Origin of the sequence: Nostoc foliaceum FACHB-393 (assembly GCF_014698505.1) — a bacterium.
GTDB lineage: Bacteria > Cyanobacteriota > Cyanobacteriia > Cyanobacteriales > Nostocaceae > Nostoc > Nostoc foliaceum_A.
On sequence record NZ_JACJTD010000010.1, the window covers coordinates 75,375 to 90,557 of the forward strand.

Here is a 15,183-nt window from a genome sequence, read left to right on the forward strand (position 1 = left end):
TTCGTTCATTGCTCTTGTTAATTAGCTAGAGCTTATAAACTGTAAATTATTATACTCTTTTTTAACTAGATATTTTGGTTAGCCTTCGAGTCAGAAAAAGGCAATACATGCTAGAATTGTATCAAATTATGGCAATTATTCAAGAGCAATTTAGAATAATTTTGCGCTTTGTTGAGTAAAAAAGCTAAAATCTACGATTTTTGGAGATTTTTAGGTTATGACAACCTCACAGGAGAGGATTATCCCGATAGACTTGCGAACCGAAATGTCGCAGTCTTATCTGGAATACGCCATGAGCGTGATAGTGGGTCGGGCGTTGCCAGATGCCAGGGATGGTCTAAAACCTGTGCATCGTCGCATTCTTTACGCAATGCACGAGCTAGGTCTGCTCCACGATCGCCCGTTTAAGAAATGCGCCCGTGTGGTGGGGGAAGTGTTGGGTAAATATCACCCCCACGGCGACACGGCAGTATATGATGCCTTGGTGCGGATGGCGCAGGATTTTTCCATGCGATCGCCCCTAGTAAACGGACATGGTAACTTCGGTTCGGTAGACAACGATCCGCCAGCCGCAATGCGGTACACAGAATGCCGCTTACAAGCTTTAACTAGCGCTGGGCTACTGCATGACATCGAGTATGAAACCGTAGATTTCGCAGATAACTTCGACGGTTCCCAGCAAGAACCCACAGTCTTACCGGCACGGATTCCTCAATTATTGCTCAACGGTTCCTCTGGGATTGCCGTGGGCATGGCAACCAACATTCCGCCGCACAATTTGGGCGAATTAATTGATGCTTTGGTGGCTGTAATCCACAATCCAGAAATCACCGATCTCGAATTAATGCAGTATGTCCACGGCCCAGACTTTCCGACTGGGGCGCAAATTTTAGGCACATCTGCCATTCGAGAAGCTTACACCACCGGGCGTGGTTCCATCACCATGCGTGGTGTCGCTAACATTGAAACCGTTGAACAACGGGGACGGCCGGATAGAGAAGCAATTATCATTACCGAATTGCCCTATCAAACCAATAAAGCGGCGCTGATTGAAAAAATCGCCGAAATGGTGAACGAAAAGCGGCTAGAGGGCATCGCAGATATCCGGGATGAAAGCGATCGCGACGGGATGCGAGTTGTTATCGAACTCAAGCGTGATGCTTATCCCCGCGTTGTACTGAACAACCTTTACAAACAAACGCCACTGCAAGCCAACTTTGGGGCGAATATGCTGGCGTTGGTGAATAGCGAACCCCAGGTACTCACCCTCAAACAGTTCTTAAGCGTCTTCTTAGATTTCCGCATCGAATCCATTGCCAGACGCACCCGTTACGAACTGCGGAAAGCCGAAGAACGTGATCATCTTCTGCAAGGGTTATTGATTGCCTTGTCCCAGTTAGATCCGATTATTGTCTTGATTCGCCATGCTCCCGATGCGCCCACAGCCAAAGGCGAGTTGATCACAACTTACGGACTTTCGGAAGTGCAAGCAGATGCAATTTTGCAGATGCAATTACGACGGTTGACTGCCTTAGAAGCAGACAAAATTCGTTTGGAACACGAGGAATTACAAGCGAAAATTACCGACTTGCAAGATATCTTGGCACGCCGGGAGAGAGTGCTAGAAATCATTGAAACCGAAGTCGGGCAACTGAAAACTAGCTTCGCCACACCCCGCCGCACGGTGATTTTACCAGGGGAAGGAGAATTAGACGATCGCGACTTAATTGCCAATGAAAAAGCGATAATTCTAGTTACAGAACAAGGCTACATCAAACGGATGCCAGTTAATACCTTTGAAGCACAAAGCCGTGCTACCAGAGGTAAAGCCGCAGCTAAGGTAAAAGATGATGATACCATTGAGCATTTTTTGACTTGCTGCGATCACGACAGTATTTTATTCTTTAGTGAGCGTGGTGTTGTTTATTGCCTGAGAGCGTATCAAATTCCAGCAAGTTCGCGTACTAGTCGCGGGACACCTATTGTCCAGATGCTACCCATTCCCAAAGAGGAAAAAATTACCTCGATTGTACCCGTTGACGAGTTTAGCAACGAAGAATATCTGGTCATGCTCACTAAGGGCGGCAATATCAAGAAAACCGAATTGGCAGCCTTTAGTCACATTCGCGCCAATGGTTTGATTGCCATTTCCTTAGAAGAAGGCGACCAACTGCGCTGGGTGCGACGCGCCAGAGTCGAGGACAGTGTAATCATTGGTTCTCGTAACGGAATGGCGATTAACTTCCGTTGCAACCACGAACAACTGCGTCCTTTAAGTAGAGCGACTCGTGGCGTGAAAGCCATGAAACTCAAAAATAAAGATGAACTGGTGGGTATGGATATTCTCCCCGCAGCAATTCTTGAAACTTTGGATGTTACAGAAGCCGAAATTGAAGATATCGAAGCAGTCGAAACAACCGAAACAATCGAAACAGAAGATATCGAAATTACCGAAATTAATGAAGAGTCCGTAGAAGTGCCTAGCAGTGGCGTAGTTGGCCCTTGGGTGTTGGTAATTACAATGGGAGGATATGGTAAGCGCGTACCCGTTGCCCAGTTCCGCCTGCAAAACCGTGCTGGTCAGGGTTTAATGGCAACCAAGTTCAAAAACCGCAAAAACAAAGACAAGTTGGCAACCCTACGCATTGTCAACAATGATGATGATGAAATCATGATGGTGACAAATCGCGGTATTATCATCCGTCAAGCGGTAAATGCTATTTCTATCCAATCGCGATCGGCAACTGGAGTCAGAGTGCAGCGTTTAGACGAAGATGACGCTATTACCGGAGTTGCAATAGTTCCACCTGATGCTGTCGATGCAGAAGAAGCAGAATAAAAAGCAGGGAGAGAGGTTAACCGCCTTACTCCCTTATTTAACTGCCTTAGCTAGCGGCATTTTAATGGGGCTAACCGTAGCCCCAGTAGGTGCATGGTTCTTGGCTTGGATTGCCCTAGTCCCCTTATGGGTGCTAGTTGTTACTTTAACTAAAGGCAAAAACCAATCCCCCCCGGCTTTCCTCTGGGGTATTGGTTATCACGGTGTCGCCCTATCTTGGATTACCGGAATTCATCCGATGACATGGTTGGGCGTTCCTTGGTTGCCAAGTTTGGCAATCACTCTTTTTTGTTGGGGATTTATCAGCCTCTTGGGAGGTGTATTCGTTGCTATTTGGGCGGCTGTGATGGTTCGCATAGCCGGACAAAAACCTTGGCTACGTGTACTGATTGGTACAGCCGTCTGGTGCGGCTTAGAGAGTCTGTGGAGTGCCGGCCCCCTGTGGTGGAGTTCTCTTGCTTACACGCAAAGTCCGCACAATCTCGTAATTGTACATTTGGGTCAACTCTCTGGGCCTAATACTGTGACAGCAGCAATAGTTGCTGTGAATGGTTTAATTGCTGAAGCATATATAAACCGCCGAGACACCAAGATTTCCTCTGTGTCGCGCCAGTTGCTAGAAGTCGGGGAACCGCAAGGGCGCACTGGCTTCTCTGCGCCTCTGCGGTTCATTAATAAATACTTAGTTATCGCTACAGGATTATTAATTACCTTACACCTCATCGGTTTTATCTTATACAGCCGTCCCATCACCCAAGTACCAGAAGCAGCCTTGAAAGTAGGGATTGTTCAGGGTAATATCCCGAACCGACTTCTCCGAAGTTCCGAAGGGTTTCGTCGCGCTCAAGAAAACTATACCAATGGATATCTGACTTTAGCAGATCAAGGTGTAGATGCAGTCCTCACCCCAGAAGGAGCTTTACCTATTTTCCAGCGCAACTTGATGCAAACTGCTTTAGTCTCAGCAGTGAAGAAAAAAGGCGTAGTTGCTTGGATTGGGGCTTTTGGCGAACGGGGAGACAGTTATACAATTAGCTTATTTACTTTCAATAGTAAGGGTGAAATTGTCAGCCGCTACGATAAGTCCAAACTAGTACCTCTGGGAGAATATATTCCCTTTGAAGAAATTTTAGGCGGACTAGTTCAACGCTTGTCGCCTTTGGAGGCACACCAAGTTCCTGGTTCAGCAAATCAGATATTTGACACTCCATTTGGTCGGGCGATCGCTAGTATATGTTATGAATCTGCTTTTCCTGAACAATTTCGCCGTCAAGCTGCTATGGGTGGGCAATTTATCCTCAGTTCTTCTAACGATGCCCATTACAGTGCATCCATGCCATTTCAGCACCATGCACAGGATATCATGCGGGCAATTGAAACTGATAGATGGTCAGCACGGGCAACGAATACAGGATATTCAGCCTTTGTAGATCCTCACGGTAAAACTTTGTGGATATCTAGATATAATACTTACGAAACTCATGCTGAAACAATTTATCGGCGACAGACACAAACTTTATATGTGCGTTGGAGTGATTGGTTAACACCTTTGTTGCTGGGATTAAGTGTCTTAGGATGGTTTGTGCAAAAGGTGATTAATTGAAAATAATTATATTTTGCTAGAAACTAACTCTTGAAATGCACAGTTTGAGCTAATTTGCAATTATCCACAAGGCTGTAATTTTAATACAATATTTCACCCCAATTTAAGTTTGAAAGAAGTGTATAAGCGATAATTTGCTGACTTTCAGGTGTTTTAATAAAGTTATTATCAAAAGTCTAGTGGAAGCAAAAACATGAAAGGTTTTAGGAAGTTATCCTCAATAGCACTATTGCTATGTGCCTTTGTGTATCCTCCCTCATTAGCTGAAGCCAAGGATATTTCTTTAACTAATGCTCGCAATGAACAGAGTGCTGCGCCAGATGCCAACCTAGTTGGAGATAAAACCGGAGAGCTTTTAATTGCTCAACGGCGGCGAGGACGATACCAAATTATTCGACGACGGCAGATTATCCGACGCCGCCAGCCTTTTGGAAGATACCAAATGATCCGACGAAGGCAGCCTTTTGGAAGATACCAAAATATCCAACGACGGCGCTCTTTTGGAAGATACCAAAATATCCAACGACGGCGCTCTTTTGGAAGATACCAAAATATCCAACGACGGCAGCCTTACGGAAGATACCAGATTATCCGACGACGGTATTGATGATAGCTGATGCAACTAACTAATGGTTAGTGGTTGAATCACCAACCACTAACCACTAACTATTGTTATCTTCTAATGACTTGCTACTACCTCTCCTTCAAGGCGAACCAGTCGGTCTGCCAAAAGTTTTTCAAGGTCTTCTAATGCCTTAGTGAAACCTTTGATGCCCTCGTCTAGTTTGTCGGTTGCCATGCGGTCAGCAGCGTGCATTTTGTCATAGCTAGCTTTGTCAATGGATATCTTTTCGATTGACAAACTTGCTGCCTTGGCGGGGTCAAGTTTACGTGGCAGTTCTGCAACAGTTGACTGCAATTCAGCCAAAAGTGACGGTGAAATAGTCAGTAAATCACTACCTGCAAGTTCAGTAATTTCACCAAGATTACGGAAGCTAGCTCCCATAACTTCAGTTTTATAGCCAAATTTCTTGTAGTAGTTGTAGATTTTGGTGACAGACAAAACTCCCGGATCTTCGGCTGCTGGATAGCTATCGCGTCCGGTATCTTTTTTGTACCAGTCGAGAATCCGACCGACGAAAGGAGAAATTAGGGTAACGCCAGCTTCTGCACAAGCGATCGCTTGGTGAAGACCAAACAACAAGGTAAGGTTACAGTGAATACCTTCTTTTTCGAGAATTTCCGCAGCGCGAATGCCTTCCCAGGTGGTGGCAATTTTAATTAAAACGCGATCGCGGCCAATTCCAGCAGCTTTATACTGGGCAATTAAATCCCGTGCTTTAGTCAGGGTAGCTTCGGTATCGTAAGACAAGCGAGCATCCACTTCCGTAGACACGCGACCGGGAATGATTTGTAAAATCTTTAATCCAAAGGCAACTGCCAAACGGTCAAAAGCTAAAGAAACTATCTGTGCTTGGGTGGCTCCGGCTCCAGCATCTTTCTTCGCCTCAAGTAAAGTTTGATCGACAATTCCCTGATATTCTGGCATTTGCGCCGCAGCAGTAATCAGAGAAGGATTGGTGGTGGCATCTTGGGGTTTAAATTTTTCAATTGCCTGGATATCCCCTGTATCGGCGACTACAACAGTCACTTCTCGCAATTGTTCCAGTAAATTCTTAGACATAAAATACTCCGTGATGTTTGTTTAGGATTTACTTATTCCCCAGTTCTTTACACTCTTTACTCTTCCTTCAATTCTGATTCTGGCAATTTTTCTTAATCATTGCCCAATTTTGCTTACTATCTTGAGCCACAGCCCTATTCTAAGTGCCTTATGCCGAAATTGGCTGTCCAATGGAATGCACTTTGATTAAACTAGTTGTGCCCGATTTACCAATTGGAACACCAGAGGTAATCACTACTTTATCGCCCTTATTCGCTAGGCCCATCACTACAACTGTGTTCACTACATTGGTAAACATCTCTTCGGCATTATGAACTGGTGGGATCAGCAAAGCTTCTACACCCCAAGAAAGGGCTAGTTGGCGATAAGCAGTGATGTCAGAGGTGAGGGCAATAATCGGAGAAGTAGGCCGATATTTAGACACCATTCTCGCCGTACTTCCTGATGAAGTGTTACAGAGAATTGCCCGTGAGCCTGTTTCATAAGCGATGCGACACACGGATTCTGCCACAGATTCGGTAACGCTGAGACTGCCTGCTTCATGACACCAGGCATGTCTGCTACCCTCATCTAAAGCTTGTTCTGTCCGCACGGCGATGTTGTGCATCATCTGGACGGCGGCGATGGGATATTGTCCGACAGCTGTTTCACCAGAAAGCATTACCGCATCCGTACCATCCAAGATGGAGTTGGCAACATCGGTTGCTTCGGCGCGGGTGGGGTCAGGAGCGCTAATCATCGACTCTAGCATTTGGGTGGCTGTAATCACCGGTTTGCCAGCACGATTGCAACGGCGAATAATATCTTTTTGAATTAGGGGGACTTCGTGAATTGGTACTTCTACCCCTAAATCGCCACGGGCAATCATAATCGCGTCGGCAACATTTAGAATGGAGTCAAAATTCTCTACTGCTTCTGCTCTTTCGATTTTGGCAATTAAGCGGATGGAAGCGCCAGCAGCTTCAATCATGCGCTTGGCGGGTTCTAAGTCTTGTGGTGATCGCACGAAGGACACCGCTACCCAGTCTACACCTAACTGAATCCCAAAGCGCAGATCCAGCAAGTCTTTTTCGGTGATCGAACTAACAGGTAAAGGAGTTTGTGGCAGATTTACTCCTTTGTGCGTAGAAATTAGCCCGCCAATTTTTACTTGGGCCCGAATGCGATCGGCATCGCGATCGGTAACAATCAACTTGACGCGACCATCATTAATCAAAATCGGTTCGCCTGGTCGCACCATTGCGAATAAAGTCGGCAATGGTAGGGGGAGTTCGTCAATACTCTCACCCTTTTCTTGCAAAACAAAGGTGACTTCACTACCAGCTTCCAGATTTAACCCTTCCGGTGGTAAGGTTCCCAAACGAATCTTGGGGCCACACAGGTCTTGCATAATTGCGATCGGCTTTTGCTGCTCAGTACTAATTTGCCTGAGATACTGAGCCGTTTGGGCGTGAAATTCATAGGCTCCGTGGGAAAAATTCAGCCGAGCCACATTCATCCCAGCTTCTACTAAAGCTTGCAGCTTTTCGGGTGCAGATGTAGCCGGCCCAACAGTACAAATGATTTTGGTTCGACGCATAGGGATTAGGGGTTGAGGAGTAACCTGCAAATTTGGATGGTGTAAGCGTAGGCGTAGCCTGTCGTAGACATCGCACAAGCCATACAAATTAACATGTGCTTTATATCACTGGTTTTGTAAATAAAGATACTAAATGGCGTTTTGTTTTCGCGGTATTTACCATTTGACCCAAATCCCAAAAGTCAAGGGTCAAAAGTCAAAAGTTAATGACCAATGACCAATGACTAATGACTAATGACCAATCAAACCACAGCAGCTGTCGGTGCGAGTTTTTCCTTTTGTGACATAGACAACATCAGATCAATCACGCGATTCGAGTAGCCCCACTCGTTGTCATACCAGGCAATTACCTTGAAAAAGTTGGAATTCAACTCAATCCCAGCACCTGCGTCGAAGATACTAGAATGGGTATCGCCTTGAAAATCTGTGGAAACTACTTCTTCATCTGTGTAACCCAGGATACCCGCTAGCGAACCTGCGGCAGCTTCCTTCATGGCAGCACAGATTTCCTTATAACTGGTGGCTTTGGCAGTTTTGAAAGTTAAATCAACTACAGAGACATCGGGAGTCGGAACTCGTAATGCCATACCAGTCAGCCTACCCTTCAATTCTGGTAAAACCAGTGCTACGGCTTTAGCTGCGCCTGTGGAGGAGGGAATAATATTCTGGCTTGCACCTCGACCACCTCGCCAGTCTTTCTTGCTAGGGCCGTCTACAGTTGGCTGAGTGGCAGTCATGGCATGGATTGTGGTCATTAACCCTTCGGTCAACCCAAAGTTGTCATTGATGACCTTAGCTATGGGAGCTAGACAGTTTGTAGTGCAGCTAGCATTGGATACAATGATATCCTTGCTGGAGTCAAATAGGTGATGATTTACACCCATTAGTAGGGTAGGAACTTTATCTGGATCTTTGGTGGGAGCGGAAATTACCACTCGCTTTGCACCTGCTTTCAGGTGGTTGGCCGCTCCTTCGTAGTCAGTGAAGAGTCCGGTGGCTTCTACGACATAATCTGCACCTAATTTTCCCCAAGGTAACTCTGCTGGATTTCTCACCGACACACAAGGAATGAAATGTCCGTCAATGAGAATGCCGTCTTCCCTGGCTTCAACCTTTTGCTTTAATTTCCCGTGGGTTGAGTCGTACTTTAATAGGTAAGCGAGGTTATCTGGTGGTACTAGGTCGTTAATTCCCACAAACTCGATGTTGGGGTTATCGATGCCAGCACGAAGCACGAGTCGCCCGATTCGGCCGAAGCCATTGATACCAACTTTCAATTTAGTCAAGATTAAACCTCCCGTTGTGGAAGTTGAACAAAAGGAGAAAGTTAAAAGTCAAAATAGATTGCCTTTTACTCTTTACTTTATGATCGTGACAGTTTCAGTCGGTTAAGGCATATTTACTTGGCATCTTTTAAGGATTGGGGGATTGGGGATTGGGGATTAAATAATTTTCTTTTGCAACCCACGATTGGTTAGGAGGTAAACAGCGAAAGTTCCTAGCCAGTGACTAGCTGCATAATGTTCAATTACAACATTTGTTAGTCCATGCTGACGATGGTGAAGGGCAGCAGAGCAAAGTGTTTCTATGCGGCGATCGCTATTTGCCAATCCAGAAATGATCCCCTCAAGCATCCAAGCACGACTGAGATTAAGACCGTAGAAGTGGGCTTGCATATAATCTTGAGGATTATCTACTCCGGCAGGTTCTAACCAATTTGCTGAATTATCAATGGGTATTTGTGGAAGAAAATCGGTGAGCCACTCAGCGAAAGCTGTTGTTGAGAGAACTCGCCGCATCAGGTCTGCTTCAGCAAGACCAGGAGAGAGAAAATCGTAGCCTAGCGGCTCGAATTGTAAGGAGTAGTTGCGATCGCTAAGATAAAATTGCCGTGCCTTGTTCTCTATTAACTGAATGAAGTCGGCATTTTCGGTAATCCGTGCCCAATCTAGCATCAAACCAAGTGCAAAAGCTGTTTGGCTATGCATCCCTGTGCGATTTGGGAGTTTCAGTCCATCAATCCAACGGTGTAAGTTACTAGCAATCAACTTTTCTAGCGGTTCCAATATCAGCCGCCATTCTTTCGCTTGAGGATGATTCCACTCGTGAAGTTCCGCAGCCAGTTGTAAAAGCCATGCCACACCATAAGGAAATTCAAAAAACGGTAGCCGTTGAAAATGGGCAATTTCTCCTTGAATCTTCTCAGGTGTCAGGCTTTGCTCAAGTGCTTGCTTTGACGCTGCATTGAAGGAGGCTTCAGGAAAATGACGCATCAGACGTACCAGCAACCAGTGACCATGTACGGCTGAATGCCAATCTAAGCAACCATAAAAAGCAGGAGTCAATTCACGCGGTGGTTTTATATCCTCGTCGCTATCAGCCCAATACAGACCACTATGGGGATATTCCCGCCCGATACAATCCAGCACCAATTGAGCAAATTGTGCCGCGATCGTTTCATTTATCTCCAATTTATCGAGTGGCATGGTCAGCCCCTTTGGGGAAGTCAAAAGTCAATAATTTTTAACCCCATAAATAAATTTAGGGGCTTTCTCGGCGCGGATAGCTTGGTAAAAGCGTAGCGTTTTTAATGCAGACGAACGCATTAAGATTGCATCGGGATGCATTGCCATTGCAGGGCGACGCATTAAGATTGCATTGGGATGCATTGGCATTGCGGAGCGACGCATTAAGATTGCATCGGGATGCATTGGCATTGCAGGCGAACGCATTAACATTGCATTGGGATGCATTGGCATTGCAGGCGAACGCATTAACATTGCATCGGGATGCATTGGCATTGCAAGGCATTGCCAAATTTAATTCGCTACGAATTAACCATCACTTGTGCTTCCGGTTTTACCCTAGCTTCTGCTTCCAGAAATTCAGCCACTTGAGCCTCAATTTCATCCCGAACAATCTGGCGATACTCCAAGAAATGCTCAATTTGGGCACAAACAGCTAAGTAGCTACTCACCCCACCCGGATTATGCTGATACATACTCCACAAGTTGCGCCAGAATTGCCAGCGTGTTTGACGACGTACACCTTGCCGCCAGCAAATGATTAGAAACGCTCGGAGTACTTTCCAGTTCAATGGTTTCTTGGCAGCTTTGCCTTTTTTCGGGTAGGTTGCTTCGCCCAAAAGCCGGAAATGTTTATATGTACGCTCCAAAAACCGCTCTGGCTCATACAAATCACAGAACGCCTGCACATATTCACGAGCGATGTCTTCTAAAGGTCGAGTTGGGACAAAATTCATCAACGTGGTTTGGTTGATATTCGCAGATTTATTGCGGAGTCGTCCTTCTTTTTCTAATCTATGCCAGAGGGCTGTATCTGGAAGCGCTTGCAGCATACTAAATAAGGCCGTGGGAATTGCTGTTTGCTCCACAAACTTGACAATTCGTGCGCCGGCTCCCGCCTTTTCGCCATCAAACCCAATGATAAAGCCTGCCATGACTCGCAACCCTGAGCGGGTAATTCTATTTACCGCCTCACTGAGTGAGTCTCTGGTATTCTGGTATTTCTGAGTGAAAGTGAGACTTTCTTCATCGGGGGTTTCAATTCCCAGAAAAACGGCTCCAAAATTACACGCTACCATCAAGTCCATCAGTTCTTGATCTTGGGCTAAATCAACTGAGGCTTCTGTGGCAAAGGAAAAGGGATAGTTATGTTCTACCATCCAGGGTAGAAGAGACTTCAGAAATAATTTGACATTCCGCTTATTACCGATGAAGTTGTCATCGACCATAAAAATACTGCGTCGCCAACCCAGTTTGTAGAGATAATCAAGTTCTGCTAAGAGTTGCTCTGGGTTTTTGGTGCGGGGTTTGCGACCATATAGCACAATAATGTCGCAGAATTCACACTGGAAGGGACATCCACGCGAAAATTGCACGGACATCTCGGCGTAGGCTTCAAATTCTAGCAAGTCAAAGCGAGGAGTTGGAGTATTAGTCACATCTGGTTTTTCACCGCCAGAGCGAAAAATACCTGTGCGATCGCCCCGTGCGATCGCTTCTACAAATAAGGGTAGGGTAATTTCCCCTTCGTCCAATATCAAGTAATCTGCTCCGGCGGATGTCATTTCATCTGGTAACGCTGTCGGGAAAGGGCCACCCACAGCTACCCGTTTACCTCTTTGTTTTGCTTCTAATATCTGAGAGAGCAAATCCTCTTTTTGCACAATCATCGCCGACATAATAACCAAATCTGCCCAAGCCCATTCTGCTTCCGTACAGACGCGAACATTTCGATCTACTAGCTTATACTCCCATTCCTGAGGTAATATCGCGGCTACAGTTACCAAGCCTAAAGGCGGTAGCATTGCTTTCCGGTCTAATAAAGCCAGTGTTTTTTCAAAAGACCAAAAACTTTTTGGAAAACGGGGGTATAGAAGTAAAACATTCATATTTGATGCTTATAAACCTTGATTTTAGCTGCTGGTTGAGTTCACATACAACTTAGCCACTCTGATAACACACTTAGAGAAGCCTTTGTATGTAGTAGCTGTAAACTCTACTATGACTGATTTAGACAAAGCAATATTTTTTAATACTGCTTTTAGATTAGAGAGGACTCAAAATTGCTCAAGAGTGCGAGAAGTGCGATCGCCCATGATTACATGGACAAGGAATGTGGGACGAAAGAATGTTCAACCTATTGGTTGATAGTTTCTAGATATGGTAGCGGTTGGTGAAAACCCTGAAGTGAAGCATCGACATTTCTAACGCCATAATTTCCTCTTAACACTAGGGCGTGTCTGTAAACTACAAAATCTATGATTCTGAACTTTTGAAGATTACTTCAGCATTACGTCTTTCTTTTTCTGAAGGATATTAATTTCTTAAAAATTCTTTACAAAATCGACTTTGCAGACAGCCAGGGGGGTAAAGAGGAGAAAAAACCCCAATTTATCGGGGGGTTGGGGGGATATTTGAGAGACAAACATGTTAACCGAACCGTATTGGGACGGATATAAAAGTAGGAGTTCAATATCTGCTCTTTTTCTGGCTTGGCAAATTGGCAACTCTGAGAAAATTAATTGTGTTATGTTCAACACTATACAAGGTGTATTTGCACTTTCAAGCTATTTAGACGGGCTGCAACCCGTCTTTATTTATCCCTAGATCCTTTTAACCTATTACTCCTGAAAGGGGGTGCAGTATTGTTAAATGAAAGCTATGCTTAGTTTCAGCTTTCAGATAGCGTTCTTGCAAGGGTTGCCACTCCTGCCACGACTGGTAACGATTTTCAGTTAACAAAGTAGCAAGGGTAGGCAGTTCAGTCTGAATTTCTGACTTGAAGACATCTGTAAGCCAATCAGTTAAGACCGCACTATCTTGCATCGTACCCAAAATTTCTTGGATACTTTTTACTTCTGTAAGATAAGCTGCATAAGACTCGCCATATAACTCAGTAAATAACTCCATCTGGTAGCGTATACGTTTAGCTTCTTTCCGCAAACTGTGAAGAATTTCACCTTCTGTTGTTAATTGTTTTTCTATCTTTTCTGGTTCCCAATTTTTATGGATTTTCACTTCTGATTCCACAAATTGAGTGCCAACTAGCCAACCCGGATGCAGTAAAAAGTTACTCACTTCTGGTAAAAGTAAATCTGGTAGCACCTGCTGAATAGTAAAAGATGCCAAAGGTTGATAATTAGGTTTTTCTAACCACTTGTCTAATGCATCTTTTAAAGACTTATAAGACTCATCTTTTAACGTTTTCTGCACACTCGATAGTACATCTTCGCGTTGTTTAGCTAAAGCTTTGAAAGCTGTTTGTAAAGATTCTTGTTCTTTGCGGGGTAAGTTTGGTTTGTAATTGTTTTCCAAACTTTCTTTGAGTACGTCTAAATCTCGGAGACTACCAAGACGACGGGCTATTTTACCAATATTTTTATCGCTAATTGGTTTCGGCACATCCACCGCTACCCCAAACCGAGTTACCGCTGTGCGTAAGCGACGCATTCCCACTCGCATTTGGTGTAGCGCTTCTGGGTCTTCATCTTTCTTCACTGATTTTTCCCACTTCAAGGTTTTCTTAAAGTGTTTCTCAATCGCTTGGTAGGCGTAGTCCCCTAGAGTTTTTACTGTGGGTTGTGTGGCTAATTTCATAATTGATCTTAAATGACGATTACCTCATGAGGTTATTGCATAATAACATTAGTTAAAAATTTGCATCTGCTTTTGATATTTTTTATTCAATGAGAATTATAAAGTATGCTTATGCTCTTTAAGACTTGCATCCTCTTTTAGCAACATATAATATCTATCAAAAGGATAGGAACAGATTCTCCCTTGATATTTGATATGATTTGCAGATTTTAAATATTTTTGTTACAGATTGTAGTTTACATTATAATAGCATAATTAACATTTTTATAACTATTAAGATGATTTAGAATGCCAAACTTAAATTTGCTCAATCAAGTTATTTTGACTTTTGTAGATAATTTTAAAGAACATAGAGAAGACTTATCGGCTGTGCTGCTAACACACCAGAAGTATTTATGGTTGGGTTCAGATGAAACCTCAACTATTGAACGTCTTTCTTTGGTTGATACTGATAAATTTACAGATCATCAACAATTTCGGGTAGCAGAATTTATCAATTTACCTGCACCAGAAGACCAAGAAATTGATATAGAAGGGCTTGCTTATACAGATAATTACTTATGGTTTGTTGGTTCTCATAGTTACAAACGCAAAAAAGCTAAACCTGATAAAACTGATGCACAAAACTTTAAAAGACTGGCAAAAATTGAATCAGAACCCAACCGTTACCTCTTAGGACGAATTCCTTTGATAGACGGTAAGCTATTCTCATCTTGCCCACATCCCCAAAATCCAGATGTGCAGTTGAATGCCGCTAAACTAGAGGTGACAAATGAGGGTAATTTACTGATGACAGCTTTAGCAGATGACCCCCATTTAGGCTTGTTCCTTAAGGCAGCAATTGCGGGGAAAGATAACGGCTTTGATATTGAAGGAATAGGCATTTATCAAAACCGGATTTTTTTGGGGTTGCGTGGCCCTGTATTGCGGGGCTGGGCTGTAGTGCTGGAAATTGAGTTAGAAGATTCTAGCCCTGGAATTCTGAAACTACGGCAAATTGGAGAACCAAAGGAGTTATATAAAAAGCATTTTATCTGGTTGAATGGTTTGGGAATTCGGGATTTGTATGTAGATGGACAAGATTTGTTGATTTTAGCTGGGCCAACGATGGATTTAGATGGGCCCGTGCAAGTTTATCGCTGGATAAATGGCGTTAACTTGCGAGAAAATGTCTTCAGCAATCCAGATTTTGTGCAAGATATTCCCTATGGAAACCGGGAAGACCACGCTGAAGGAATGACACTGTTTCAGGATGTAAATGGCATACCTTCGCTATTAGTAGTTTATGATTCTCCAGCAAAAACTAGGTTGGTGGGTGATGCTGGTGTAATAGCAGATGTGTTTCAACTGGGATAA

General features: G+C 44.2%; 11 protein-coding genes. 4 read left to right on the top strand and 7 right to left on the bottom strand.

The features are described 5' to 3' along the window. Positions 1 to 217 precede the first annotated feature (217 nt). The 3 genes from gyrA to H6G92_RS11020 all read left to right on the top strand — a co-directional run bounded on the left by gyrA (position 218) and on the right by H6G92_RS11020 (position 5,049). On the top strand, positions 218 to 2,839 hold the full coding sequence (gene gyrA / locus H6G92_RS11010) for a DNA topoisomerase (ATP-hydrolyzing) subunit A (protein ID WP_190893728.1): 2,622 nt from the start codon (positions 218 to 220) through the stop codon (positions 2,837 to 2,839). Further along, positions 2,820 to 4,442, top strand: a complete 1,623-nt coding sequence (gene lnt, locus H6G92_RS11015) for an apolipoprotein N-acyltransferase (RefSeq protein WP_190893730.1) — start codon at positions 2,820 to 2,822, stop codon at positions 4,440 to 4,442. Before gyrA ends, lnt begins: the two co-directional genes overlap by 20 nt. Before the next feature lie 193 nt (positions 4,443 to 4,635). Continuing rightward, positions 4,636 to 5,049, top strand: a complete 414-nt coding sequence (locus tag H6G92_RS11020) for a hypothetical protein (protein ID WP_190893732.1) — start codon at positions 4,636 to 4,638, stop codon at positions 5,047 to 5,049. A gap of 72 nt (positions 5,050 to 5,121) precedes the next feature. Here H6G92_RS11020 and H6G92_RS11025 read toward each other — a convergent pair whose 3' ends face one another. The 7 genes from H6G92_RS11025 to H6G92_RS11055 form a co-directional block, all read right to left on the bottom strand. After that, entirely contained in the window at positions 5,122 to 6,126 is a 1,005-nt protein-coding gene (locus tag H6G92_RS11025; RefSeq protein WP_190893735.1) for a transaldolase, read from the bottom strand. 148 nt (positions 6,127 to 6,274) lie between these two features. Next, entirely contained in the window at positions 6,275 to 7,705 is a 1,431-nt protein-coding gene (gene pyk, locus H6G92_RS11030) for a pyruvate kinase (RefSeq protein ID WP_190893737.1), read from the bottom strand. Positions 7,706 to 7,947: 242 nt separating this feature from the next. Further along, positions 7,948 to 8,991, bottom strand: a complete 1,044-nt coding sequence (gene gap, locus H6G92_RS11035; RefSeq protein ID WP_190893739.1) for a type I glyceraldehyde-3-phosphate dehydrogenase — start codon at positions 8,989 to 8,991, stop codon at positions 7,948 to 7,950. Positions 8,992 to 9,147: 156 nt separating this feature from the next. Continuing rightward, positions 9,148 to 10,191 (bottom strand): DUF2891 domain-containing protein, encoded by a 1,044-nt coding sequence (locus tag H6G92_RS11040; RefSeq protein ID WP_190893741.1) that lies wholly within the window; start codon positions 10,189 to 10,191, stop codon positions 9,148 to 9,150. 27 nt (positions 10,192 to 10,218) lie between these two features. After that, complete coding sequence (locus H6G92_RS11045; protein WP_190893743.1) at positions 10,219 to 10,506, bottom strand: hypothetical protein; 288 nt, start codon at positions 10,504 to 10,506, stop codon at positions 10,219 to 10,221. 26 nt (positions 10,507 to 10,532) lie between these two features. Beyond that, a complete protein-coding gene (locus H6G92_RS11050) occupies positions 10,533 to 12,119 on the bottom strand; it encodes a B12-binding domain-containing radical SAM protein (RefSeq protein ID WP_190893744.1) in 1,587 nt (528 codons plus the stop codon). 724 nt (positions 12,120 to 12,843) lie between these two features. Next, positions 12,844 to 13,827 carry a CHAD domain-containing protein gene (locus H6G92_RS11055; RefSeq protein WP_190893745.1) on the bottom strand — a complete coding sequence of 328 codons (984 nt, stop codon included), beginning with the start codon at positions 13,825 to 13,827 and terminating at the stop codon, positions 12,844 to 12,846. Positions 13,828 to 14,115: 288 nt separating this feature from the next. Between H6G92_RS11055 and H6G92_RS11060 the strand changes: the two genes are divergently transcribed. After that, entirely contained in the window at positions 14,116 to 15,183 is a 1,068-nt protein-coding gene (locus H6G92_RS11060) for a DUF3616 domain-containing protein (RefSeq protein WP_190893746.1), read from the top strand.